At 73.7% G+C, this 24852-nt stretch carries 18 protein-coding genes and 1 pseudogene; 8 read left to right on the plus strand and 11 right to left on the minus strand.

Annotation, left to right across the window (positions count from 1 at the left end; genetic code table 11):
- Window positions 1-640: 640 nt before the first annotated feature.
- Window positions 641-1132, plus strand: a pseudogene (locus AB0O36_RS10525) (GNAT family N-acetyltransferase); the annotation flags it as partial.
- On the opposite strand, the gene AB0O36_RS10530 reads toward AB0O36_RS10525, so the two are convergent.
- Window positions 1038-2084 carry an EamA family transporter gene (locus AB0O36_RS10530; protein WP_365107002.1) on the minus strand — a complete coding sequence of 349 codons (1047 nt, stop codon included), beginning with the start codon at window positions 2082-2084 and terminating at the stop codon, window positions 1038-1040. The pseudogene AB0O36_RS10525 and the gene AB0O36_RS10530 sit on opposite strands and share 95 nt — an antisense overlap.
- 104 nt (window positions 2085-2188) lie before the next feature.
- Here AB0O36_RS10530 and AB0O36_RS10535 point away from each other — a divergent pair, with 104 nt between their 5' ends.
- Window positions 2189-3142: a LysR substrate-binding domain-containing protein gene (locus AB0O36_RS10535; protein ID WP_365107004.1), complete on the plus strand. Its 954-nt coding sequence runs from the start codon at window positions 2189-2191 to the stop codon at window positions 3140-3142.
- A 287-nt stretch (window positions 3143-3429) separates the two neighbouring features.
- Entirely contained in the window at window positions 3430-5115 is a 1686-nt protein-coding gene (locus AB0O36_RS10540) for a glycoside hydrolase family 3 N-terminal domain-containing protein (RefSeq protein ID WP_365107563.1), read from the plus strand.
- A 25-nt stretch (window positions 5116-5140) separates the two neighbouring features.
- On the opposite strand, the gene AB0O36_RS10545 is transcribed toward AB0O36_RS10540, so the two are convergent.
- From AB0O36_RS10545 to speB, 6 genes are all read right to left on the minus strand, one after another.
- Window positions 5141-6574: a S28 family serine protease gene (locus AB0O36_RS10545; RefSeq protein ID WP_365107006.1), complete on the minus strand. Its 1434-nt coding sequence runs from the start codon at window positions 6572-6574 to the stop codon at window positions 5141-5143.
- 81 nt (window positions 6575-6655) lie between these two features.
- Window positions 6656-7087, minus strand: coding sequence for a hypothetical protein (locus AB0O36_RS10550; protein ID WP_365107009.1), 432 nt, complete (start codon window positions 7085-7087; stop codon window positions 6656-6658).
- Between the two features lie 147 nt (window positions 7088-7234).
- The gene (locus tag AB0O36_RS10555) at window positions 7235-11095 is read right to left on the minus strand and encodes an ABC transporter ATP-binding protein (protein ID WP_365107012.1); all 3861 of its coding nucleotides are present in this window, start codon (window positions 11093-11095) and stop codon (window positions 7235-7237) included.
- Window positions 11096-11327: 232 nt separating this feature from the next.
- Window positions 11328-11669, minus strand: a complete 342-nt coding sequence (locus AB0O36_RS10560) for a DoxX family protein (RefSeq protein WP_365107013.1) — start codon at window positions 11667-11669, stop codon at window positions 11328-11330.
- 137 nt (window positions 11670-11806) lie between these two features.
- Window positions 11807-13489, minus strand: a complete 1683-nt coding sequence (locus tag AB0O36_RS10565; protein WP_365107016.1) for a thiamine pyrophosphate-binding protein — start codon at window positions 13487-13489, stop codon at window positions 11807-11809.
- Between the two features lie 53 nt (window positions 13490-13542).
- On the minus strand, window positions 13543-14526 hold the full coding sequence (gene speB / locus AB0O36_RS10570) for an agmatinase (RefSeq protein ID WP_365107019.1): 984 nt from the start codon (window positions 14524-14526) through the stop codon (window positions 13543-13545).
- A 388-nt stretch (window positions 14527-14914) separates the two neighbouring features.
- On the opposite strand from speB, the gene AB0O36_RS10575 reads away from it, so the two are divergent.
- The gene (locus AB0O36_RS10575) at window positions 14915-16927 is read left to right on the plus strand and encodes a helix-turn-helix domain-containing protein (RefSeq protein ID WP_365107022.1); all 2013 of its coding nucleotides are present in this window, start codon (window positions 14915-14917) and stop codon (window positions 16925-16927) included.
- Window positions 16928-16997: 70 nt separating this feature from the next.
- Here AB0O36_RS10575 and AB0O36_RS10580 read toward each other — a convergent pair whose 3' ends face one another.
- Window positions 16998-18851: a caspase family protein gene (locus AB0O36_RS10580; protein ID WP_365107025.1), complete on the minus strand. Its 1854-nt coding sequence runs from the start codon at window positions 18849-18851 to the stop codon at window positions 16998-17000.
- Window positions 18848-19219, minus strand: a complete 372-nt coding sequence (locus AB0O36_RS10585; protein WP_365107028.1) for a hypothetical protein — start codon at window positions 19217-19219, stop codon at window positions 18848-18850. Before AB0O36_RS10585 ends, AB0O36_RS10580 begins: the two co-directional genes overlap by 4 nt.
- A 267-nt stretch (window positions 19220-19486) precedes the next feature.
- Between AB0O36_RS10585 and AB0O36_RS10590 the strand changes: the two genes are divergently transcribed.
- Window positions 19487-20644 carry an amidase domain-containing protein gene (locus tag AB0O36_RS10590; protein ID WP_365107031.1) on the plus strand — a complete coding sequence of 386 codons (1158 nt, stop codon included), beginning with the start codon at window positions 19487-19489 and terminating at the stop codon, window positions 20642-20644.
- Between the two features lie 52 nt (window positions 20645-20696).
- Entirely contained in the window at window positions 20697-21092 is a 396-nt protein-coding gene (locus tag AB0O36_RS10595; protein WP_365107034.1) for a hypothetical protein, read from the plus strand.
- 116 nt (window positions 21093-21208) lie between these two features.
- Here the strand turns inward: AB0O36_RS10595 and AB0O36_RS10600 are convergent, their stop codons facing one another.
- Both AB0O36_RS10600 and AB0O36_RS10605 read right to left on the minus strand, forming a co-directional pair.
- Entirely contained in the window at window positions 21209-21679 is a 471-nt protein-coding gene (locus AB0O36_RS10600) for a hypothetical protein (RefSeq protein WP_365107037.1), read from the minus strand.
- Between the two features lie 166 nt (window positions 21680-21845).
- Window positions 21846-22496 carry a helix-turn-helix domain-containing protein gene (locus AB0O36_RS10605; RefSeq protein ID WP_365107040.1) on the minus strand — a complete coding sequence of 217 codons (651 nt, stop codon included), beginning with the start codon at window positions 22494-22496 and terminating at the stop codon, window positions 21846-21848.
- A 300-nt stretch (window positions 22497-22796) separates the two neighbouring features.
- On the opposite strand from AB0O36_RS10605, the gene AB0O36_RS10610 reads away from it, so the two are divergent.
- Window positions 22797-23954, plus strand: a complete 1158-nt coding sequence (locus AB0O36_RS10610; protein ID WP_365107042.1) for an acyl-CoA dehydrogenase family protein — start codon at window positions 22797-22799, stop codon at window positions 23952-23954.
- A 6-nt stretch (window positions 23955-23960) separates the two neighbouring features.
- Window positions 23961-24836: an acyl-CoA thioesterase II gene (tesB, locus tag AB0O36_RS10615; RefSeq protein WP_365107045.1), complete on the plus strand. Its 876-nt coding sequence runs from the start codon at window positions 23961-23963 to the stop codon at window positions 24834-24836.
- Window positions 24837-24852 lie beyond the last annotated feature (16 nt).

Consider the following 24852-nt stretch of genomic DNA (forward strand, 5'->3'; position numbering starts at 1 on the left):
GGCACGAAGCTACCCCCACCCGCGGACATCCCGCCCGGCCTGTGGACGGTCCCCCGGACCCCCGTGCGGGGCGACGGCGGGAGACACCAAGGGGGCCCGGCCTCGCGGCCGGGCCCCCTCACGGTTACCCCTCCCGTGCAGGACTTCCCGATCCCCCCGGATCCCTCCCCGGAAGCCCTGACGCCACATGAGACTCGCGCGCCGCCGGAACGGTTGCACGGCAATGCACAGCGTTATGCTTCTGTTACTCAAGGTGCCGTCAAACCCCTCCAGACGTAGCGTTTCGGCCATGGGTGACTCCTCTTTCGAGGACGAGGTCCTCACGGAACTCGGCGATGACCGGCTGAGCGAGATCGCCGCACTGCTCGGGACCGATGCGGAGGGCGCGCGCGAGACCGTCTCCACGACGGCCGGCGTCATGGCCGGCGGCCTCCGGGAGCAGGCCGGTGGCCGACGCGGTCGCGAAGAAGACCGGCGTACCGGCCGCCACCGTCAGCCGCGTCATCGAGCTGATCGTCCCTGTGATGCCGGCCGTGCTCGCCAACCGGGGAGCCCGCAAGAAGTGAGCCGTTCCCCGGCTCCGGGCCGACGCCGCCCCGTCGGCGCCCCCTAGAGTGGTGGCATGGCTGAGAGGGTGCGGCTGCGGGAGCCCGGGCCGGGCGATCTGGGCTGGATCGTGCAGCGCCACGGCGCGCTGTACGCCGCCGAGTACGGCTGGAACAGCGAGTTCGAGGGGCTGGTCGCCAGGATCGTCGCCGACTTCGCCGAGGACCACGACCCCCACCTGGAGCGGGTGTGGATCGCCGAGCTCGACGGCCGCCCGGTCGGCTCGGTGATGTGCGTACGGGAGGACGGCTCGCCCGGCACCGCCCGGCTGCGCCTGCTGCTCGTGGACCCCGAGGGCCGGGGCCTGGGCATCGGCGCCCGGCTGGTGGACGCGGTGGTGTCCTTCGCCCGTTCGGCCGGCTACCGCGAACTGGTGCTGTGGACCAACGACGTCCTCGCCGGCGCCCGCGCCCTCTACCTGCGGGCCGGGTTCACGCTCGTCTCGGAGCAGCCGCACCGCTCGTACGGAGCGGACCTGACGGGTCAGGACTGGCGGCTGCCGCTGCGGGAGGACCCCCCGCGCTGACCCCGCCGGCCGGTGCTCCTCCGGCGGCTGCCCCTCCGGACGGTGCTCCCCCCGCCGCCGCTCCGGCCGACGCCGCACCGGCCGTACGCCGGGCCCGCCCCGACGGGGTGAGCGAGGTCAGCGCCACCCCGCCCACCAGCAGCACCGCCGCGAGCCAGCGGAGCCCCGACACCCCCTCCTCCAGCACCAGCGCCGCCGAGGACATCCCGAACACCGGCACCAGCAGCGAGAACGGCGCCACCGAGGAGGCCGGGTAGCGGCGCAGCAGGTACCCCCAGGCACCGAATCCGAACACGGTCGAGACCCAGGCCACGTACGCGATGACGCCCACCCCGGACCAGTCCAGGGCGCGCAGCGCGGCGAGGTCCCGCTCGGGCCCCTCCAGCAGCAGCGAGAGCGCGAGCAGCGGCAGCACCGGCACGGTGCACACCCAGAGCATGAAGTTCAGCGCGTCGGGCGGGGACGCCTTGCGGGTCAGCACGTTGGACACCCCCCAGCAGACGGCGGCCGCGACGACCAGCGCGAAGCCCAGGACCGGCCCCGAGGCGCCCTCGTCCACCCCCGCGACCACGATCCCGGCGAGGGCCACCGCCATCCCCAGCAGCCGCACCCGGCCGGGCCGTTCGCGCAGTACGACCGCCGCGAACACCGCCGTGAACACCGCCTGGACCTGCAGCACCAGGGAGGACAGCCCGGCCGGCATCCCGGCGTCCATGCCGGTGAACAGCAGCCCGAACTTGGCCACGCCCAGGGCCAGGCCCACCCCGAGCACCCACTTCCAGGCGACCTTGGGGCGTCCGGTGAAGAACACCGCGGGCAGCGCGGCGACCAGGAAGCGGAGTGCGGACAGCAGCAGCGGCGGGAAGTGGTCGAGGCCGATCTCGATGACGACGAAGTTGAATCCCCAGACGGCGGCGACGAGTACGGCGAGTGCGATGTGTACGGGACGCATGCTCCGAGCATCGACCCGCCGACCCTTAAGCACCAGCGAAGGTCTCTACCGGGTCGGATACAGCAACGCTTACGAATGACCGCCCGGGGACCTACGATGGGCGCATGCTGGATCTGGCCCGCCTGCGCGCGCTGCACGCCGTCTCCGTCCACGGTTCGGTCGCGGCCGCCGCGGCCGCCCTCGGCTACACCCCGTCCGCCGTCTCCCAGCAGATCGCCAAGCTGGAGCGGGAGACCCGCACCACCCTGCTGGAGCGGCGCGGCCGGGGCGTGGCGCTCACCGAGGAGGCCCGCCATCTGGCCGCCACGGCGCAGGAGTTGCTGGCCATCGTGGAGCGGGCCGAGACCACCCTGGAGGAACGCCGCGGACTGCCGAGCGGGCTGCTGACGGTCGCCGCGTTCGCCTCAGCCGCCCGCGGGCTGCTGCCGGGGGTGCTGGCGGAGCTGGCGCACCGGCACCCCGCGCTGGACGTCCGGCTGACCGAGGTGGACCCGCACCTGTCCGTGGACCTGGTGGCCCGGGGCGTCACCGACCTGGCCGTGGCGCACGACTGGGACATCGCCCCGCTCCCCGCCCCGGAGGGCGTCGACCAGGCCCGCATCGGGGACGAGCGGTGCGACCTGATCGTGCCGGCGGGGCATCCGTTCGCCCGGCGCGCGGTGGTGCGCCGGGAGGACCTCGCAGGCCAGCGCTGGGTCTGCCAGCCTCCCGGCATGGTCTGTCACGACTGGCTCGTGCGGACCCTGCGGGACGCCGGCTGCGAACCGGAGGTGGTGCACGTCGCGGAGGAGAACCACACCCTGGTCGCCCTGGTCGCGGCGGGGCTGGGGGTGGCCGTGATCCCACGGCTCGGCACCGGTCCGCTGCCGCCGGGCGCGGTGGCCGTCCCCCTCGAACCGGCGCCCGTGCGCAGGCTGTACGCACTCTGGCGGACCGGCGCGGCCCGCCGCCCCGCGATCACCGAGACGGTCCGCACCCTGCGCGCCCACTGGCCCCCGCCGGGGGTGGGCGGGACCACGGACGCGCACCGGCCCCACCGGGATCAGGATTCGGTCTAGCGCTTACGGGGGACCCGCGCGCGTGGGGCCGGGCCCGGGCGGGCCGGGCGCAGTAGCGTGCCCGGGTGCCGTCCAACGTGCCGTCCAACGACCCGTCCACCGAGCCGCCGGGCGTGGCGGGCAACGCGTCCCGCCGCCGCCTGCTGACCGCTGCCGCCGCCGTGGCCGCCGGTGTGGCGGCCGGCGTCTGCGCCACCCGGAACGGCGGCTCCGCCCCGGTCCCCCTCGCGCACGCCGGGCACCGGTCCGACGCGCGGAACCCCGGCACCACCCCCGGTGCCACACCGGTGGCGGCACCCGGCAGGCGGCCGGACGCCGCCGCCCTGCGGCAGCTGCTGGACGGGATGACGCTGGCGGAGAAGGTGGGCCAGCTGTTCGTCAGCCGGGTCTACGGGCACTCCGCGACCGACCCGGACCCCGCCGACGCCGAGGCGAACCTGGCGCAGTTCGGGGTGCGCACCGCCGCCGAGCTGGTCTCCCGCCACCACCTCGGCGGGACCATCTACTTCGCCTGGGCGCACAACACCCGGGCCCCGCTGCAGATCGCCGCGCTCTCCAACGGCCTCCAGCGCGCCGCGCTGGCGGCCCCCTCCCGCATCCCGCTGCTGATCTCCACCGATCAGGAGCACGGGATCATCGCCCGGATCGGCCGCCCGGCCACCCTGCTGCCCGGCGCGATGGCCCTCGGGGCGGGCGGCTCCACCGCCGATGCCCGGCGGGCCGCGCGGATCGCCGGCACCGAACTGGCCGCGCTCGGCATCCGCCAGGACTACGCCCCGGTGGCCGACGTCAACACCGACCCGGCCAACCCGGTCATCGGCGTCCGCTCCTTCGGCTCGGACCCGCGGGCGGTGGCCGGGCTGGTCGCCGCCCAGGTACGCGGGTACCAGGCGGCCGGGATCGCGGCGACCGCCAAGCACTTCCCCGGCCACGGAGACACCGCCACCGACAGCCACGTGGGCCTGCCGGTGATGGACCACACCCGGGCGGAGTGGGAACGGCTGGACGAGCCGCCCTTCCGGTCGGCCGTGGAGTCGGGCATCGACGTGATCATGACCGCGCACATCGTGGTGCCGTCCCTGGACCCGTCCGGGGACCCGGCCACCCTCTCCCGTCCGGTCATCACCGGCGTGCTGCGCGAACGCCTCGGCTTCCGCGGGGTGGTGGTCACCGACGCCCTCGACATGGCCGGCGTACGGCAGAAGTACGGCGACGAACGGGTGCCGGTGCTGGCCCTGAAGGCCGGCTGCGACCAGCTGCTCAACGCACCCGACCTGGCGCTCGCGCAGCGCAGCGTGCTGGCGGCGGTGCGGAGCGGCGAGCTGACCGAGGAACGGATCGGGGAGTCGGTGCTGCGGATCCTGGAACTCAAGGCCCGCCGCGGGCTGTTCGGGGACCCGTACACCTCGCCGGAGCGGGTCGCGGCCGCCGTCGGCACACCCGCGCACCTGGCCGCCGCCGACCGGATCGCCGCCCGTACGACCACCCTGCTGGCCAATCCGCGGGGCCTGCTCCCGCTCGACCCTGCGGTATGCCCCAGGCTGCTGGTCACCGGCGCCGACCCGGCCTCGCCCAGCGGCACCACGGGCCCGCCGACGGCCGTCCTGGCCCGCGAGCTGACCGCCCTGGGGTTCACCGCCACGGCCGTCCCTGCGGAGCGGGCGCCTGCCGCCGCGCCGGGCCACGACGCGCTCCTGGTATGCACGTACAACGTCCCGGAGGGCGCGAGTCCGCAGCGGACGCTGGTGACGGAGCTGATCGCCACCGGGGTCCCGGTGGTGGCGCTGGCCGTCCGCAACCCCTACGACGCCGCGCGGCTGCCCAAGTGCGCGGCGAGCCTGGCGACATACTCCTGGACCGATGTGGAACTCCGCGCCGCCGCCCGGGTGCTGGCCGGTGCGGTCCGCCCGGCCGGGCGGCTCCCGGTGCCCGTGCCGGGCGGCTACCCGCTGGGCCACGGCCTCACGTACTGAGACCGCGGCCCGGCGGCCCGCGGTGTTACGGGCGGAGCTGCGGCTCGCGCTCGGTGTCCCGCCGGTCGAGCTTCATGTCGGCCCTGGCCAGCGGCTTCGCCTTGGCCGGGTCCGCCTGGACGGCGGCCGGCGCGACCCCGGCCCACTCCAGGATCCGTGCGGTGGCCAGCGCCTTCTCGCCCTCCTGGAGCTTGGCGACATTGGCCCCGTGGTTGGCGCCCGGCGCGATCATGACGTAGGAGTCACGCGCCCCGTAGCCCAGGCGGAACGGTTCGGCACCCCACGGGTCGTTCTGCCCGTAGACAAAGAGCATCCGCTCGGCGTTGTTCTTCACCCAGGTGTCCACGTCCCGCATCACCCCCGGCTGGAAGGTCATGGGGATGTCCCGGGGCACGAAGTTCCGCGGCGGCTGGTAGCCGTAGCGGGTCAGGCCCTTCAGGTGGGGCTGCTTGATGTCGGGCGAACCGAGCTGGGTGCCGGCCTGGTAGTAGTACGGGGTGTACGTCTCCAGGCCCTGGTCGGTGTAGGCCGAGAAGCCGGAGATGGCGTCGACGGTGTCCCAGATCTCCTGGTCGGAGGCGGTGGCCGCGGCCGGCACGGTCCCGCAGTCGGAGAGCAGGCTGTACTGCCAGAACGCCCACGTGTAGTCGAGGACCACGGCCTCGTACGCCTTGTCGAGGCTGCCGACGGTGTTGAAGGTCCAGCCGTTCTCGGCGGCGGCCGCAGCGTACTTGGCCTCCAGCGGCTCGCGGCGCTTGAGCGCCTCGCGCTGGACGTTGTTCAGCTTGTCGCGGCACTCCTTGGTGCCGACCTTGGCGAAGAAGCGGTCGTAGGCCGAGTCCTCGTCGTTCACCACGTCGTTGGGCGCGACGTAGGCGACGACCCCGTCCATGTCCTTGGGGTGGAAGCGCTCGTAATAGGTGGCGGTCATGCCGCCCTTGCTGCCCCCGGTGGCGAGCCACTTCTTGCCGTAGATCTTCTTCAGGGCCTGGTAAATGCGGTGCTGGTCGTCCGCGGCCTGCTTGATGTTCAGGTGGGACCAGTTGGCCGGCTCGGGCCGGGAGGGCGTGAAGAACCGGTACTCCATCGACACCTGGTTGCCGTCGACGATGGTCGTCGGCTCGCTGCGGCGCGGGTTGGTGTTCACGTTGTAGCCCGAGGTGTAGAACACCGTCGGCCGGTTGGTGTCCTTGTGCAGCAGCGTGATGCGCTGCTTGAAGGTGCCCTGCCACGGCTTCCGGTGGTCCACCGGCTGCTCGTAGTCGAGGACGAAGAAGCGGTAACCCGTGTACGGCTTCTCCTCCACGAGGCTCATCCCCGGTATCGCGAGGATCCTGTCCTTGATGTCCGGGCCGGTGGCGGGCCCGGCGGCGGTGGCCGCCTGAGCCGTCAGTCCGGCCGCGCCCAGGGTGCCGGTCAGCATCGTGAGCGACAGCAGGCATCGGAGCGCCTTGCGCATTCGTCCTCCCCTTGGTTCACTTCGGTCGCCGTGAACCTAACGGGCGCAACGCACTTGTGAACAGACCCGGTTGGGACGCCTTCAGCAGAGGATCCAGCCCGAGGAGACCGAACCGGCGCCGACTTCGCCGCGGACGAACACGCAGCGGCTCACCGCGTAGACCGTCACCGGTCCGGCGAAGCGGGTGAACCTTCCCCGGTCCGCGACCGGCACCCCGCCGCGCGGCTGGACGCTGACGGACATGTGCTGCCGTACTCCCGTGCGGTAGGGCAGGGTCATCGCGCAGACGTGGGTGCGCGACTTGAACACGCGGACCTCACCGGTCGAGAACGGCAGCGTCCGCACCAGCCGGCCGGCGCAGCCGCCGGCCGTGGCCTCGGGTACCTCCCGCGCCTGTGCCGCCTGCGCGGGCGCGGCGGTGAGCAGCCCGCCGGCGACGGCCAGGCCCAGGCCGGCCACGGACACGCCCAGGGCCCTGGTCAGCCGCCCTGTCCTGCCCCACGCGTGGAACATGGTTCCCCCCAGTCGGTCGTACGTATGACGCACGGACGTACGACGCACGACCGACGGGGTTGGTTCCAGCCGGTTCCGCTTAGGACGGTTTCAGGCCACCCGGGCGGGGGCCTGCGGGAGGGCCTGCGGGGGGCCGGAGCGGGACGTTCAGGCCGCGGTCGCCTTCTCGTCCTCGCCGATGAAGGTGCGCCAGAGCTCGGCGTACCGGCCGCCGCGGGCGAGGAGTTCGGCGTGCGTGCCGTCCTCGGCGATCCGGCCGCCGTCCATGACCACGACCCGGTCCGCGCGGGCCGCGGTGGTGAGCCGGTGCGCCACCACCAGGGTGGTACGGCGGCCCGCCAGACGGTCCGTGGCCTGGTTGACCAGGGCTTCGCTCGCCAGGTCCAGGGCGGCCGTCGCCTCGTCGAGCAGCAGCACGTCCGGGTCGACGAGTTCGGCCCGGGCCAGGGCGATCAGCTGCCGCTGGCCGGCCGACAGGTTGCGGCCGCGCTCGGCCACCGGGTGCAGGTAGCCGCCGTCGAGGGTGGCGATCATGCCGTGGGCGCCGACCGCCCGGGCCGCAGCCTCCACTTCCGCGTCGCTCGCGTCCGGCCGGCCGTAGGCGATGGCGTCCCGGACGGTCCCCGGGAAGAGGTACGACTCCTGGGGGACCACGCCCAGCCGGTGGCGGTAGCCCGTCAGGTCGAGCTCGCGCAGGTCGGTGCCGTCGGCGGTGACCCGGCCGTCGGTGGGGTCGTAGAACCGGGCCACCAGCTTGACCAGGGTGGACTTCCCGGCCCCGGTCTCACCGACGAAGGCGACGGTCTGCCCGGCGGGTATCCGCAGGTCTATGCCGGCCAGCGCCTCGCCCTTCTCGCCCCGCTCCTCGGCGGTGCCGTACCGGAAGCGGACGCCCTCGAAGGCGATGTCCCCGCGGAGCTGCTCCACCTCGCGGGGGGCCTTCGCGCGCGGCGTGGTGGTGGGCTCGCGCAGCAGGTCCTGGATCCGGCCCAGCGACACGGTGGCCTGCTGGTACCCGTCGAAGACCTGGGAGAGCTGCTGGACGGGGGCGAAGAACAGGTCGATGTAGAGCAGGTAGGCGACCAGCGCGCCGGTGGTCAGGGTGCCCGCCTCGACCCGGCCGGCGCCGACGATCAGCACGGCGGCCGCGGCCACCGAGGAGAGCAGCTGGACGAAGGGGAAGTAGACGGATATCAGCCACTGTCCGCGGACCCGGGCCTCGCGGTAGGAGTCGCTGCGCTCGGCGAACCGGGCGGCCCCGGAGCGCTCGCGGCGGAACGCCTGGACGATCCGCAGCCCGGAGACGGACTCCTGGAGGTCGGCGTTGACCACGCTGACCCGGTCGCGGGCCAGTTCGTACGCCTTCACGGACCTGCGGCGGAAGACGATGGTGCCGATGACGAGCAGCGGCAGGGTGGCGAAGACGATCAGGGCCAGTTCGACGTCCAGGACCAGCAGGGCGACGAGGATCCCGAAGAAGGTGAAGACCGAGACGACGGCGGTGACGAGCCCGGTCTGCAGGAAGGTGGACAGGGCGTCCACGTCGGTGGTCATCCGGGTCATGATCCGGCCGGTGAGCTCGCGCTCGTAGTAGTCCAGGCCGAGGCGCTGCAGCTGCGCGAAGATCTTTACGCGGAGCGAGTAGAGCACGCGTTCGCCGGTGCGGCCGGTCATCCGGGTCTCGGCGACCTGCGCGGCCCACTGGCCGAGGACGACCAGCAGGGCCACCGCGGAGGCGGCCCAGACCGCGCCGAGGGCGAGCCGTTCCACTCCGTCGTCGATGCCGTGCCGGATCAGTACCGGCAGCAGCAGGCCGGCGCCCGCGTCCACGGCGACCAGGCCGAGGCTCACGGCGAGCGGGGCCCAGAAGCCGTGGAGCAGGCGGCGCAGGCCGTAGCTCTCCTCGGGTGCGGCCGCGCGGGTCTCGTCGATGTCCGGGGTGTCGTCGGCGGGCGGCAGCGCGGCCACCTGCGCGAGAAGTGCGGGGGTGGCCGGCATTCCGGCGACGGCCCCGGCCATGCTGTGCGGCGCGCCGGTCCCGGCGGCGGGCGCGGTGACGGCGCCGCGCCCGGCGTCCTGCTCTGCCTCCTCCTCGCGGCGCTTCCACAGCTCGGGGGTGATCCCGTCGACGGCCCGGCGCTTGGCGCTGACCGGCTCGGAGTCGATCTCCGCCTCGATCTCCAGCTCGCGTTCGAGGTCGGCGAGGACGTCGGCGTCGGTCGCGGGCTCCGCGTCGGGGACCCGAGGCGATCCCGCGGCGAGCGCGTCGGGGTCGGTGAGCAGCCGGCGGAACAGCGCGGAGTCCCGCTCCAGCTCCTCGTGGGTGCCCAGGGCGGCGAGCCGGCCGTCCTGGAGTACGGCGATCCGGTCGGCGAGCGCGAGGGTGGAGCGGCGGTGCGCGATGAGCAGGGTGGTGCGGCCCGCCATCACCGACCGCAGGGCCTCGTGGATCTCGTGCTCGATGCGGGCGTCGACGGCGGAGGTGGCGTCGTCCAGGAGCAGCAGCCGGGGGTCGGTCAGGATGGCCCGGGCGAGGGCGATGCGCTGCCGCTGGCCGCCGGACAGGGTGAGTCCGTGCTCGCCGACCGCGGTGTCGTAGCCGGCGGGCAGGGCTTCGATGAAGCCGTCGGCCTGGGCGGCGCGAGCGGCGGCCCGGATCTCCTCGTCGCCGGCGTCGGGGTGGCCGTAGGCGATGTTGGACCGCACCGAGTCGGAGAACAGGAAGGAGTCCTCGGGCACCAGTCCGATGGCGGCGCGCAGGGAGTCGAAGGTCAGGTCTCGGACGTCGTGGCCGCCGATCCGGACGGTGCCGCGGTCGGCGTCGTAGAAGCGGGGCAGGAGCAGGGAGAGGGTGGACTTGCCGCTGCCGGAGGCGCCGACGACGGCGAGGGTCTCGCCGGGTTCGACGCGCAGGCTGAGCCCGTCCAGCACGGGCTTCTCCGGGTCGTAGCCGAAGGACACGTCCTCGAACTCGACGGTGGCGGGGGCGTCCGCGGGGAGCTCCGTGGTGCCGTCCTCGATCACCGGCCGGGTGTCGATGAGCTCCAGGACCCGCTCCACGCCCGCGCGGGCCTGCTGGCCGACGGTGAGCACCATGGCGAGCATGCGGACGGGGCCGACCAGCTGGGCGAGGTAGGTGGAGAAGGCGACGAAGGTGCCCAGGGTGACCCGGCCGTTGGTGGCCATCCAGCCGCCGAGGGCGAGCATGGCGACCTGGGCGAGGCCGGGGACGGCCTGCAGGGCGGGGGTGTAGCGGGAGTTCATGCGGATGGTGCGGAGCCGTCCGGCGAACAGCCGGCGGCCGGCCTCGCGGAGCTTGCCGGTCTCCTGATCCTCCTGCCCGAAGCCCTTGACCACGCGGACGCCGGTCACGGCGCCGTCCACGACGCCGGCGACGGCGGCGGCCTGGCCCTGGGCGTACCAGGTGGCGGGGAACAGCTTCTTCCGGCTGCGCTTGGCGATGAACCAGAGGGCGGGGGCCATGAGGAGGGCGACGAGGGTCAGCAGCGGCGAGAGCCACAGCATGACGGCCAGGGATATGCCGAAGAGCAGGAAGTTGCCGATGGTCATCGGCAGCATGAAGAGCAGGCCCTGGATCAGCTGGAGGTCGCTGGTGGCCCGCCCGACGACCTGTCCGGTGGAGAGCTCGTCCTGGCGCCGTCCGTCGAGCCGGGCGATGGTGTCGTACATCTCGGTGCGGAGGTCGTGCTGCACGTCGAGGGCGAGCCGGCCGCCGTAGTACCGGCGTATGTACGTCAGCACGTACACGGCTGCCGCGGCGCCTATGAGCATCCCCGCCCAGGGCCCCATGGGCTTGCTCTGATCGCCGATGACGTCGTCGATGATCACCTTGGTGACCAGTGGCACCACGGCCATCACGGCCATGCCGCCGAGCGAGGACCCGAGGGCGAGCAGGACGTTCGCCTTGTACCGCCAGGTGTACGCGGTGAGCCTCCTGGCCCAGCCCTGCCGTCCCTGCCCCGCCCCGGCTTTTTCTCCCGCCGCCACGTGAAGCCTCCCCGTTCGTCCTGTCCTGCCGGAAGGCACCAACGCGGCGACCGGCGGATTTCATCCCGCAGCAACAATTGAACGGGTGTACGCCGGGCCTCACGAGCCGGACTCGTCCGGCCGTGGCGGCCCGCCTCGACGGACCGTCGGGGCGGGCTCCGGAACGGGCTCCCGGAAACACTCCGGGAGGGGCTCCGGGACGGGCTCCGGGACGCGGTCCCGGGGACCACGCTCAGGCGGCCAGGATCAGGGCGGCGGCGGCCGGGGCGGCGTAGACCACCGGGAAGACCATGTGCGCGTACGCCTTCGCCCGGGCCACGGTGATCACGGCACCGGTGAAGTACAGCACCAGCCCGATCCCGGCCAGCGTCCCGATCACCGGCACGAACAGCCCGACCAGCAGACCGGCGGCACCGGCGGCCTTGGCCGCGCCCAGGAAGTTCCACATGCCCTGCGGCACCCCGTACTCGGCGAGCGGCTCGACGGTGAACTTCGCCTTGAAGAAGATCGAGGCTCCCGAGAACCCGGCCATCACGGCGGCAAGGACGGTGACGATGACGTAGGTGGTGGACATGATGCTCGCTCCTCGGTGTCGGCAGTCTCTCCGGGAGCCGGTGCGCTGCGCTCCGGCCCGTTCACTGCTCTGAACCGCGGCGGCGCGCATGTGTGACAGGCCGGGGAAAAAACTTTCCGAACCTCGTGCACCGGGCCTCAGAGGTGCGTCGGGGCGAACATCCTCAGGGTGGCGGGGAGGACGACGACCGAGGGGCCGGGGGTGGCGAGGGCCTTGGCGAGGTCGGCCTGGAGGGCGGCCGGGGTGGTGGTGGTCGCCGGGACGCCGAAGGAGGCGGCGAGGGCGGCGAAGTCCGGGCGGGCGAGGTCCGTGGCGGTGGCGTTGCCGTAGGCGTCGGTCATGTACTCGCGCAGGATGCCGTAGCCGCCGTCGTCCACGATCAGCCAGGTGACGTCCAGGTCGTGCTGGACCGCCGTGGCCAGTTCGGCCAGCGAGTACATGGCGCCGCCGTCGCCCGAGACGGCCAGGACCGGGGTGCCGGGTTCCGCGACGCAGGCGCCGAGGGCGGCCGGGAAGGCGTAGCCGAGGCCGCCGGCGCCCTGGGCGGAGTGCATGGTGTTCGGGTGCTTCGGGTCGAAGGCGGACCAGGCCCAGTACGACAGCATCGTCATGTCCCAGAAGGACGGGGAGCGGGCCGGGAGCGCCTTGCGGATCGAGGCCAGGAGCTGCTGCTCCAGGGTGAGGTCCTGGGCGGCGAGGCGGGCGGCGATGTCGGCCAGGACCATCCGGACCCGGTCGGGGGCGGTGGGGTCCTCGCGCCGGCCGACGGTCTCCAGGAGGGCCTGGAGGGCCAGGCGGGCGTCGGCGTGGATGCCGAGCGCGGGGTGGTTGGACTCCAGCTTGCCGAGGTCGGCCTCGATCTGGATGACCCGGCCGGACGGGAAGAACGTGTGGTAGTTCGAGGAGAGCTCGCCCAGGCCGGAGCCGACGACGAGGAGGACGTCCGCGTCCTCCAGGAAGTCGGTCATGTGCCGGTCCTCCAGCCAGGACTGGAGGGAGAGGGGGTGCGTCCACGGGAACGCGCCCTTGCCGCCGAAGGTGGTGACCACGGGGGCACCGATGTGTTCGGCGAGCTGCCTGAGCTTGCCGGCGGCGTCCGCGCGGACCACACCGCCGCCCGCGACGATCACCGGGCGGGCGGCGTTCTGCAGCCAGTGGGCTGCCAGCGCGGTCAGCTCGGGGCGCGGGGCGAGCTCGTGCGGGGTCGCGTCCACGCCCGTGACCTGCGGGATCACGGTCTCGGCGCGGAGGACGTCCTCGGGGATCTCCACCCAGACCGGTCCGTGCGGGGCCGTGAGGGCCGATTCCCAGGCCTCGGCAATCGCCGAGGGGATCTGGGACTGCGTACGGGCGGTGTGGACGGACTTGACCACGTCCCGGAAGGACGCGGCCTGGTCGCGCAGCTCGTGCAGGTGGCCGCGCCGTCCGCCGCCCAGCCCCGCGCCCGGGACCTGGGAGCAGATGGCGAGGACGGGCGCCGAGGCGGCCGCCGCCTCCTGCAGGGCGGGCAGGGCGGTCAGTGCGCCCGGTCCGGTGGAGAGCAGCAGCGGGACCGCCTCGCCGGTGAGGCGGCCGTACGCGTCGGCGGCGAAGCCCGCGTTGTTCTCCACGCGGAGGCCGACCAGACGGAGGTCGGAGCGGCCCACGGCGTCGAAGAGGGCCAGCGCGTGCTGGCCCGGGATGCCGAAGACGGTGGTGGCGCCCAGGCCGCGCAGCGTCTCCACGACCAGGTCCCCGCCCGTACGGCCCGGCGGCGGTGCCAGGGCGGCCGCCGTCTGGGCCTCGGTGGGACGGAGAACCAGGTCGTGGTCGTGCGTCACGCGCTGTGCGCCTTTCTGCCGTGCTCCTCGGCCGTGCTCACCGGCCGTCGTGCCTACGCGCCCTTCGCGGCGCCCTTCGCGGCGGCGATCTGACGGCTCATGATCGTGGTCAGCTCGTACGCGGTGTGCGAGGCCGCGACCGAGGTGATCTCTGCGTGATCGTACGCCGGGGCGACCTCGACGACATCCGCGGAGACCAGGTTGCAGGAGGACAGACCGCGGATGATCTCCAGCAGCTCGCGGGAGGTCATGCCGCCGGCCTCCGGGGTGCCGGTGCCGGGGGCGTGCGCCGGGTCGAGCACGTCGATGTCGATGGAGATGTACAGCGGGCGGTCGCCGATGCGCTGGCGCAGCTGGTCGGCGATCTCGTCGGCGCCGCGGCGGTAGACGTCGGCGGAGGTCACGATGCCGAAGCCCATCTTGGCGTCGTCGTCGAGGTCCTGCTTGCCGTAGAGCGGGCCGCGGGTACCGACGTGGGAGAGCGCCTCGGTGTCGAGGATGCCCTCCTCGACGGCGCGGCGGAACGGGGTGCCGTGGGTGTACTCGGCGCCGAAGTAGGTGTCCCAGGTGTCCAGGTGCGCGTCGAAGTGGAGCAGGGCGACGGGGCCGTGCTTCTTGGCGACCGAGCGGAGGAGGGGGAGGGCGATGGTGTGGTCGCCGCCGAGGGTCATCAGGCGGGAGCCGGCGGTCAGCAGCTCGTCGGCCGCGGCCTCGACGGTCTCGACGGCCTCGTTGATGTTGAAGGGGTTCACGGCGATGTCGCCGGCGTCGGCGACCTGTGCGAGGGCGAACGGGGAGGCGTCCTGGGCCGGGTTGTACGGGCGCAGCAGGCGGGAGGCCTCACGGATGGCGTTGCCGCCGAAGCGGGCGCCGGGGCGGTAGGACACGCCGGAGTCGAAGGGCACGCCGACGACGGCCACGTCGGCGGAGCCGACCTCGTCGAGGCGGGGCAGCCGGGCGAAGGTGGCCGGGCCGGCGTACCGCGGGATGCGGGAGGAGTCGACGGGTCCGCGGGGCTGCGTGCTCTGCGTGCTCATGTCGGGGACGGCCCTTCTGTGGCTGGCGTGTGCGGTGTGGTGCGGGTGCGCTGCGCCGTGCTCGGAGCTGCGTGTGCTCCGAGCTGCGTCGCGCGGGTGCGCTGCTGTGGCCCGGCACCGGGGTGCCGGAGCGGCCGGCGCGGTTGCGCCGGTGGCTTGGTGCCGGTGGCTTGGTGACGGCGGCCTGGGTACCGGTGCCTCTGCGCCGGTGTTCCGGTGCTCGTGCCCCGGCGCCGTGGCCGATGCAGTGACCGATGCGGTGACCGATGCGGTGACCGGCGCCGCGCACGGGCGCACGCCGGGCACTGTTTCGAGCGTAGGCCGCCTGCCGCCCGCCGCGAAGTGTACGTTTTATCCATCGACCCAACCCGGACTGTACGGAGCATCCATGCCGCCTGTGTCCTCTGCCGACGGGCCCCAGAATCCCGCAGCCGCCCCCGGAGCGCACGGGGACGCGGGCACGGGCGCCGGAGCGGACGCGGGCACGACTCCGGCCGGAGCCGTCGGTGACCGGGCGGCGTCGCCGGGACCGCGCCCCGCCGGGCGGGCGACGGGCGGCGGCCCGGGTACGCCGGTCGGGTCGGACGGATCCGCGCCGCCGCCCGGAGCCGGCGCCACGGGTGCGGCCGGCGCGCCTCACGGGACGGCGGGCGGGGCTGGCGGGGCAGGACCCGGCGGACGCACGGCGCCCGCCTCCGCCGCCCCCTCCGGCGCCGGCGCGGCCGGGCCGGCCGGGACGTCGGGTGCGGCCGGCCCGGCCGGGGGGCGCGGGGGCTCGCGGGCCGGGGCGGGGGTCGGCGGGGCGGCGCCGCCCATCGCCCTCGCCGCGCTGCTCGCCGACCGGTCCCTCGGGCTGCGGCTGCTCGCCGGGCCCGCGGAGGCCGAGCTGCTCGGCGTACACGCCTCGGAGATGGCGGACCCGTCCCCCTACCTCCTCGGCAGCGAGCTGCTGCTGACCGCGGGGGCCGGTCTGGCCCCGGCCGGAGGGGCGGGGACGGGAGGAGCCAGGACCGGCGGAGCCGAGACCGGCGGAGGGCCCCTGGGCGCCGGGACCAGCGGAGCCGGGACCGACGGGGCGGACGCCGACGCCTACGTCGCTCGCCTCGTCCACGCCGGAGTGGCCGCGCTCGGCTTCGGTGTGGCGCCGGTGCACGCCGAGGTGCCGCACGGGCTCCTCGCGGCCTGCGCGCGCCACGGCCTGCCCCTGCTGGAGGTGCCGCAGCCGACCCCGTTCACCGCCGTGGCCCGTGCGGTCTGGCGGCTGATGGCGGAGGCCCGTACCCGCGAGCTGCGGCGGGTCGCGGAGGCCCAGCAGTCGCTGGCCGCGGCCGCGTCCCGGCCCGACCCGGTCCCGGCGGTGCTGCGCCGGCTCGCTGCCGCCCTCGGCGGCTGGGCCGTCCTGCTGTCCCCCGACGGCACCGTGACGGCCTCGGCGGGCACTCCCCCGCCGGAGCCTGCCGTACACGCCCTGGCCGACCTGGGCCGCCGGGTGGCGTCCGGCGGGCCCGCCACCGCCGCGGAGACCCTCCCGCCGGCCGCCACCTCCGGGACCCTGCCGCCCGGCACCGCCGCGGACGCCCCGCCGGAGGGTCTCCGGCACCTGGCGGCGTACGCCCTGGGGCCGCAGGCCGCCGGGACGGGCCGGGCCGTGCTCGGTACCGCGTCGGCCACGCGCACCCCCGGCGACCACACCGTCGCGGGCGCCGCCGCCGTCCTGCTCACCCTGCTCACCACCGCCCGCCAGGCCCCCGGTTCCGTCGACGCGGGAGCCCGTTCCTCCGCCGCCCTGCTACGGCTGCTGCTCGGCGGGCAGCCCGTCGAGGCCGCCGCCCTCCTCGGCCCCGGTCCGTGGACGGTGGTGCACGCGCGGCCACTGCCCGGTACGGACGCCCGCGCACCGGGGGCCGCCGCCGCCCTGGCCGCGGAGCTCGGCGCGGCGCTGGTGGACGCCGGGGGGCCCGCCGTACGGCTGCTCACCGACCGGGAGCCGGAGCCCCGGCCCGGATGGCGGCTGGGGGCGAGCTCCCCCGCCGGCGCCGCCGGCCTGGCGGCGGCCGACGCCGAGGCGGCCGGGGCGCTGCGCCGCGCCGAGGCCGCGCGGTCCCCGCTGCTGCGGCACACCGCCGACGGCCTCGCCGCGCTCGTACCGGCAGCACAGGCGGAGGCGCACGCGCGGACCCTGCTGGCCCCGCTGGACCCGGTGCTCCGCGGGACCCTCCGCGCCTGGCTCGCCCACCACGGCGGCTGGGACCGCGCAGCGACCTCCCTCGGGGTGCACCGCAACACCGTCCGCCAGCGGATCGCGCGCTGCGCGGAGCTCCTCGGCCGCGACCTGGACGACCCCGACGTGCGCATGGAGCTCTGGTTCGCGCTGAACCGGGCCTCCGGGGCGGACGGCTGACCGCCCCGGGGCCCGCCCGGGACCGCCGGGACCGCCGGGCGATCGTCGGGCAACCGCCGAGGACCGCCCGTCAGCCCGCCGCGGCCTCCCCGAACAGCCGCCGGCTCTCCCGCTCCACCGCCACCCTCCCGTACTTGTTCACCAGGGCGAGGTAGAAGAGTCCCGGCGCGGTCGGCGACCACGACCCGGCCCGTTCCGGGTCGAAGATGAAGCGGACCACCGGCTCGATCTCGAAGTCCACCAGCTCGTGCCGGTCGTGCTCCCACTTGTCGGACACCCCGCGCGACCGCCGTTCGACGAACTCGTGCGAGGTCACCTGGCGCAGCCTGGCCATGAACAGCGCACCCCACTGGTGGGTGCTCTTGTCGATGGTCAGGGCCAGCATGTTCAAGCGGTACTCGTGCGCGCTCAGCGCCAGCTCCTCGCTGAGCCCGCGCCGCGCCACGTTGAAGATGTTGGGTGCCTGGCGGGCCGCGTTGTCGACCACCCTCGACAGGGCCTCGTTGGCCGAGGAGTTCCAGGTTCCGGGATGCGAGCCGACCATCTGGCTGCGCCGCGAGACGATCAGCTTCTCGTCCCGCGTGATCACCGCGACGTTCGTTCCGAAGGAGGAGCTCATGAACGGCGCGACGTCGAGCGGGTCCTGGTGCGGGTCGATGTAGCGGCTCTTGGGGGTGGACCCGTCCCGGAACCGCCGGTCGAGCTGTTGCGTGGCCAGGAAGGTGTAGTAGTCGGAGTTCTGCAACTGGATGTAGATCTCGGGTGATTCGGTCTCGGCGACCCGGCCGATCGTGATCCGTTCGACGGCGTAGTTGAGCCCGTTCCAGAAGTAGGGCCGGCCGGCGGCCTTCAGTGCGCCCTGCTCCGCCTCGATCTCGGCCCGCCACTCGGCGAGTTCCTCCGGCAGCTCCACGTCCTCGTCCACGGCCCGTACGTGCAGGGAGCTCTCGGGAATGGCACTCTCGCCGTCCCCCTCCACCACGATCAGGTCGGTCCGCATCGGGCCCCAGGTGAACGGCTCCCAGGACGCGCTGACCCCGGACGGGCCGGCGGCCCCGGCCCCGGTACCGCCCACGGCCGCCGCGCCGTGGGCCACCGCACCGGGCGCGCCGGAGGCCACCGCGCCGGCCGCGTCGGGCGCAACGGCCGCACCGCCCATACGGGAGGCATCGGCCGCGACGCCGGCCCTGTTGCGGACGAGCGCCACCTGGCCGCCCAGCGCGTGGTTGTGCCGGTCGGGCTGCGGATAGCCCTTGCTCACCAGGTTGTGGCTGACCCTCTGGAAGATCGTGTCCATGTCCAGCAGTTCGGCGGCGCCCTCGATGCCCGTTTCGAGGGTGTGGACGAGCTCACCGGTGAACGCGGTGTACCGGGCCGCCGCCGGCGCCTTGGCGAGCGGCCGGCTCGGGGTGGTGGCCGCCCAGACCACCGTCCCGTGCACATCGGTCTTGGCCGAGCCCATCACGGTGGCCATGCGTTCGCTGGCGGCCCGCCCGCTGTAGCAGCAGTCGAGGATGATGATGCGCCGGGCGGCCTGCGCCTCCCCCATCAGCACCGCACGGCGGACCCACTCGTAGTGGACCGCGTTGTACCGTTCCGAGCCCGGCTTGCGGCGGGTTCCGGTCAGGCCGAGGTAGAGCCCGTCCTCGTCCGCGAAGCCGTGGCCCGCGTAGTAGAAGACGAGTGTGTCGGTGGCCCGGTCGGCGGCGGCCTCCAGCGCGGCCATCACCTCGTCCGCGTTCCCGGGATCCCTGACCACCCGGCAGTGCGAAGCCGGCAGGCCGAGGTGTCCGGGGCTGACCAGGATCCGGTGCAGCGCCTTGAGGTTGCCCTCCACCGCCTCCAGGCCCGGGTGGTGGTCGTACCGGGACACGCCGACCAGCACCGCCTGTGACCGCTGCGGGTCCGGAAGCCGTGAGCTCACCGGCGCTCCCCCTCCGGCGCGGGCCGGAGGTCCTCGTCCGCGGGCTCCTCCAGCAGCGCCCGGACCTGGCCGGAATCCGCCCTTCCTGGAAGCTCCTGCTCCCGGCCTCCGGTGCGGAGCCTCCTGGACCTGGCCCGCGGCCGGGTCCCGAGCCAGGTGGCCAGGGAGACGGCGAAGCCCCCGACCGCGGCGATGTCCCCGAGGACCACGTGGACGGCCTCCAGGACGCCCCCCATCGTCTCCGGCTCCTCCGCCTCCACCAGCAGGATCACCGCTTCCCGGAGCTGGGGGTCCTCCCGGAGCCACGCGCGCAGTGCCCGCAGTTCCTCGTCGTCCCCCTGCCCCGCGCTCAGGACCTCGACTTCCATCCAGAACCCCCGTGCCGTACGAGATCGAACGTGGCGGTGACAGGATTCAAGCCGCCCCGCGCCCGGTCAACAGCGTTATCCGCCAAGATTCATCCCCGAGGCGAGCGAAGCGCGGTGGTTCGCACTCCGATACGACATCCTGCCCGGACTGATCCATTCCAGTCAGACACGGCCGCAACTTGGCCGAAAACAAAAGCATTTGGCCACGCAGTTTGGCACAGTGGCCCCAACGGGAAATTCACACCCGCACACAAGGGGGATCAGTCAGTGAACTCCACCCTCCGGTTAAAGACCGCCACCGCGGTGGTCCTGACCGTCGCACTGTCCGCCGTCCTGCTGCCGGCGGCCGGGGCCTCGGCGGCCGCCGGCGCCGAGGCAGGAGCCTCCGCGAGCGTCGACGCGGCCACGAAGCAGGGCTTCGCGTCGCTCGCCGACGCCGTCCTCACCAAGCGCACCTCGGCCCTGCTCGACGGGCCCCGGCCGAACGCCTTCGCGGCGACGCCCCCGTCGGGGCCCGTCAGTGTCGCGAGCGGCCTGGCGTCCGCGGAGAACGGTGCCGTCGCCGGCCTGCTGCAGCGCAGGGCCCGGCTCGCCGAGCTGAAGGAGGCGTACACGGCGGCGAAGGTCGACGTGGACGTGGACAGCGTGCGCGTCACCGGCGCCCGCGCCAAGGTCCGGGTCACCGAGACCACCGAACTGACCTACAAGAAGATCTACGGCGACGAGCCGCCCAACACCGGCTTCCAGGCACAGCACGAGCTCACCTTCACCGCCGCACCCGGCGGGACCTGGCAGCTCACCGGCATCACCCCGCTGGACCAGGGCGGCCCGTCCGCGATCAACGCACCGGACTCGGCCGTGGTGGACCCGGGCGGCGTCGTGGCCGACGCGGCCGGCCAGGCCGCGGCCACCACCGTGCCCGCGCGGCCGGAGGCGAAGATCTCGCCCGCCGCCGGGTACAACTACGGCGCGATGGCGAAGTACGCCGAGAAGTACTGGAAGAACTACAACCCGTCGTACCGGAAGTTCAACGACGTCGGCGGCGACTGCACCAACTTCATCAGCCAGTCCCTCCGGGCCGGCGGCTGGAAGAACGACACGGGCTGGTACAAGAGCTACAAGAACTGGTGGTACAACTCCGCCAACCAGACCACGTCCTGGGTGAACGTGAACTACTGGGCGTCCTTTGCCCTGTACAGCAAGCGGACGCACAACCTCAGCAATGTGTACTACCTGGGCGTCGGGGACATCCTCCAGATGGACTTCAGCGGCAACGGCTCGAAGGACCACTCGATGATCACCACGTACCGCAGCTCGCGTGGTGTCCCGTACCTCACCTACCACTCCAACAACACCTACCGGAAGTCGGTGGCGAGCATTGTGGCGCAGAACCCGCGGGCGAAGTACTACGCCTTCCGCACCTGACCGGTCCGGCCGCCGCCCTCGGGCCCGGATCCTGGCCGGCGCGGCCGCCGCGGTGTTCTGCGCCGCGGCCCTCACGGCCTGCGGGGGCGGCGACGCCAAGGCGGACCTGGCCGACCAGGACCGCTTCCTCCGCAGCTACGTGTCGCTGCTCAACGCGTCGGACGAGACCGGCCTGGCCGGCCTCCTGGACGACCACCCGGACGGCAAGGAGGACGCCGCCGCGCGGATCAAGCGGTACGGCGGCCAGGGCTGGGACGTCCACTGGACCCGCACGTCGGATTTCCCGAACGTCTGGCACGTGCGGCTGACCGGCACGGCGAAGGCGGCGAACCGCCCCGTCCGGGTCGACGAGACCGTCAGCTGGGAGGACGAGCACTGGCTGCTCACCCCCCTGGAAGGCGTCGGGAAGAAACCGTCCAACGCGGCGGACACCACCCCGCCGCCCTGACGGCACCGCCTCCGCGACCCGACCAGGCCCGCGTCCCCTCGGGGGCGCGGGCCTGCCCGGCGTTGCACGCCTCGGCACCACTCCGATGAGCCCGGGCGGCCCGGCCCCCTGCCGGATCAGATGTCGATCACGCGGTACGCGAGGGTGTAGACCCCGCCGGAGCCCTCCAGCGAGCGGTACTGGACCTCGGCGCCGGCCTCGCTGCCGGTGACCAGGGTGGCACCGAGCTTGTCGTCGCCGCTGGTGGTGTCGTAGTCCCACAGGGTCAGCGTGCGGGCCTGCTGCTTGCCCAGGACCAGGGCGGAGTTGCCGTTCCCGTCGGTCAGGGAGCGGACGTAGTTCGTGCCCATCGTCTGATACTTGGCGCTGCCGGGCCAGACCTTGATCTGGTTGCCGTTGGCGTCGGTGATCTTGAGATACGCCTCGTCGTGGTCGCCCTCGCTCTGCTGGTGGCAGGTGAGCTCCAGCAGCTCGATCCTCACGTAGTCGACCGGCTCGGCGTGGGCGGTGCCGGCGAAGGCGGTCAGGCTGCCGAGGCCGAGTGCGGCGGCGGTGGCGATGCGGGCGATGCGGGTCCTGGCGGACATGTGGTTCCCCCCGTGGTTCAGTCCGTGTATCCGTTCGCGCCGGGGAGCTCCCCGGCACACCCCTACGGTGCCCGGCCGTCCCGCCGCCGCTCTACGCGCGTTCCGCTGAGCGGAACGCGCCCGCCACCGCCCCGACGCCCGCCCCGACGCGCCTCTGCGCCCGCCCCTACGCCCGGGCCACCGCCCGGCAGGGCTCCGGGGCGGGTGCCGTGCCGCGGGCCAGCGCCCGGGTGATCGCCAGACCCGCCTCGGCAACGGCCTGGGTGAGCGGCCCGAGGGGGCGCCCGGCCCGGACCACCCCGGCGACGGCGGCGACCGTACGGCCGTCCGGCGACCGGACCGGCACGGCGGCGCAGGCCACGCCCTCCATCACGTCCTCACGGTCCAGCACCAGCCCGCCGCGCGTGCCGCGCAGGGCGCGCCCGGCGGCCGTGTCCAGCAGGAAGCTCATTCCGTCGCGGACCGGCACCAGCGACTCGGGCTCGCCCGGGACCGAGCAGACGGTCATCGCGAGCTCCTGCCGCAGCACCGTCAGCACCACGCTCGCCCCGGTGGCCCCGCGCAGCCGGTACAGCGGCAGCCGGGCCGCGGCGCGCAGGCCCGGGTGCGGCTGCCAGGCCTGGCCGAGCCGGAAGACCTGCGGCCCGAGGCGGTAGCCGCGGCCCTTGCGTTCCACCGCGCCCACCGCCGCGAGCTGGTCGAGCAGCCGGTGCACGGTGCCCTTGGGGACGCCGCAGGCCAGCGCCAGTTCCGTGACCCCGGCCTCCCGGTCGTACAGCCGCAGGGCCTCCAGCAGGGCGAACGCGCCCTCCAGCACCCCCCTGCCGCCCGGCGCGGACGCCCGTTCCGATGCCTCTGCCGACGGACGCGCCGACGTGTGCGCGCATCTTTCCGCGGACTCGCTCATGGTTCCCCCGATGTCCCCCGAAGTGCTTCGTTCCCCGTTCGCAGAATGCCGCCCTCCCCCGCCGTTGCGAAGGGGTTCGGCATCGCGGCGTGTCCCGGGGGCAGGGACCGGCCCACGACATCTGGACAGCGGAAGGAACTCGCCGGTAACTTAAATCTGAGCAAGCGCTTAGCCAGTAGGCTGGCCGGGACAGGATCGAGGAGGCGGCTCGTGCGCCGTACGGTATTCAACGAGGACCACGAGGCGTTCCGGGAGACCATCCGGGCCTTCGTCGAGGCCGAGGTCGTCCCGGTCTACGACGAGTGGTTCGCCGCCGGCCAGGCCCCGCGCGACTTCTACTACAAGCTCGGTGAGCTGGGCATCTTCGGCATCAACGTGCCCGAGGAGTTCGGCGGCGCGGGCCTGGACACCCACAAGTTCGAGGCCGTGCTCTACGAGGAGACCGCCCGCGCGGGCGTCAACTTCGGCGGCTCCGGCGTGCACGTGCTGCTCGCCCTCCCCTACATCAAGATGCTCGCGGACGACGAGCAGAAGAAGCGCTACCTCCCGAAGTTCGTCTCCGGCGAGGAGATGTGGGCGCTGGCGATGACCGAGCCGGGCACCGGCTCCGACGTCGCGGGCATGAAGACCACCGCCCGGCTCTCCGAGGACGGCACCCACTACGTCCTCAACGGTTCCAAGACCTTCATCACCGGCGGCGTGCACGCCGACCGCGTGATCGTCTGCGCCCGTACGTCCGCCCCCACCGAGCAGGACCGCCGCTTCGGCATCTCGCTCTTCGCCGTGGACACCAAGTCCGAGGGCTACTCGATCGGCCGCAAGCTGGACAAGCTGGGCCTGCGCACCTCCGACACCGCCGAGCTGGCCTTCGTCGACGTCAAGGTCCCGGTCGAGGACCTGCTCGGCGAGGAGAACAAGGGCTTCTACTACCTCGGCCAGAACCTGCCGTCCGAGCGCTGGGGCATCGCCTTCGGCGCCTACGCCCAGGCCCAGGCCGCCGTCCGGTTCGCCCAGCAGTACGTGACCGACCGCACCGTCTTCGGCAAGCCGGTCGCCCACTTCCAGAACACCAAGTTCGAGCTGGCCGCCTGCCAGGCCGAGGTGGACGCCGCCCAGGCCGTCGCCGACCGCGCCCTGGAGGCCCTGGACGCCCACGAGCTGACCCCGGCCGAGGCCGCCTCCGCCAAGCTGTTCTGCACCGAGGTCGCGCACCGCGTCATCGACCGCTGCCTCCAGCTGCACGGCGGCTACGGCTACATGAACGAGTACCCGATCGCCCGCCTCTACGCCGACAACCGCGTGAACCGCATCTACGGCGGCACCAGCGAGGTCATGAAGTCCATCATCGCCAAGTCGATGGGGCTGTAAGTCCCCTTGAGCGAGGCGCTGACCGATCTCCTCGACCTGCTCGACCTGGAGCAGATCGAGGAGAACATCTTCCGCGGCACCAGCAGGACCTCCCTGGTGCCGCGGGTCTTCGGCGGGCAGGTCGCGGCCCAGGCCATGGTCGCGGCCGGCCGCACCGTGCCCGCGGACCGTACGCCGCACTCCCTGCACTCGTACTTCCTGCGGGCCGGGGACGCCGGCGCGCCGATCGTGTACTCCGTGGACCGGATCCGCGACGGCCGCTCCTTCACCACCCGGCGGGTGGTCGCCGTCCAGCACGGGCAGCCGATCTTCCACCTCTCCGCGTCCTTCCAGACGTACGAGGAGGGGCTGGACCACCAGACGGTCATGCCGGACGCGCCGGACCCGGAGACCCTGCCGACCGCGGCGGAGGACCTGCCCCGCTACCGGGAGATCTTCCGGGACCCGGGCACGGTGGAGCGGCTGCTGGAGGCCCGGGGCGCGGTGGACCTGCGGTACGCGACCACCCCGCCGTGGGGCTCGGTCGGCGAGCCGCTGGACCCCCGCTCCCAGGTGTGGTTCCGTACGGCCGGCAAGCTCGACGCGGACGACCCGCTGCTGCACGTCTGCCTGGCGACGTACGTCTCGGACATGACGCTGCTGGACTCCGTCCTGCTCGCGCACGGCCGGGGCGGCTGGGCCGTCGGGGACGTGGTGGGCGCGTCGCTGGACCACGCGATGTGGTTCCACCGGCCCTTCCGGGCGGACGAGTGGCTCCTGTACGACCAGGAGTCCCCCACGGCACACGGCGGCCGCGGACTCGGCCAGGCCCGCATCTGGACCCGCGACGGCAAGCTGGCCGTCACGGTGATCCAGGAGGGCGTGGTCCGCGTCCCGCGCTGACCGCGCCCCCGCGGCG

It is taken from the genome of Streptomyces sp. NPDC089799 (assembly GCF_040684755.1).
Lineage (GTDB): Bacteria > Actinomycetota > Actinomycetes > Streptomycetales > Streptomycetaceae > Streptomyces.

Coding starts and splice junctions, on each gene's coding strand:
- AB0O36_RS10585 (WP_365107028.1), bottom strand. CDS start 19,219: ATGGAAGTCGAGGTCCTGAGCGCGGGGCAGGGGGACGACGAGGAACTG.
- AB0O36_RS10600 (WP_365107037.1), bottom strand. CDS start 21,679: ATGTCCGCCAGGACCCGCATCGCCCGCATCGCCACCGCCGCCGCACTC.
- AB0O36_RS10535 (WP_365107004.1), top strand. CDS start 2,189: ATGCTGGATCTGGCCCGCCTGCGCGCGCTGCACGCCGTCTCCGTCCAC.
- AB0O36_RS10530 (WP_365107002.1), bottom strand. CDS start 2,084: ATGCGTCCCGTACACATCGCACTCGCCGTACTCGTCGCCGCCGTCTGG.
- AB0O36_RS10545 (WP_365107006.1), bottom strand. CDS start 6,574: ATGCGCAAGGCGCTCCGATGCCTGCTGTCGCTCACGATGCTGACCGGC.
- speB (WP_365107019.1), bottom strand. CDS start 14,526: ATGAGCACGCAGAGCACGCAGCCCCGCGGACCCGTCGACTCCTCCCGC.
- AB0O36_RS10575 (WP_365107022.1), top strand. CDS start 14,915: ATGCCGCCTGTGTCCTCTGCCGACGGGCCCCAGAATCCCGCAGCCGCC.
- AB0O36_RS10560 (WP_365107013.1), bottom strand. CDS start 11,669: ATGTCCACCACCTACGTCATCGTCACCGTCCTTGCCGCCGTGATGGCC.
- AB0O36_RS10550 (WP_365107009.1), bottom strand. CDS start 7,087: ATGTTCCACGCGTGGGGCAGGACAGGGCGGCTGACCAGGGCCCTGGGC.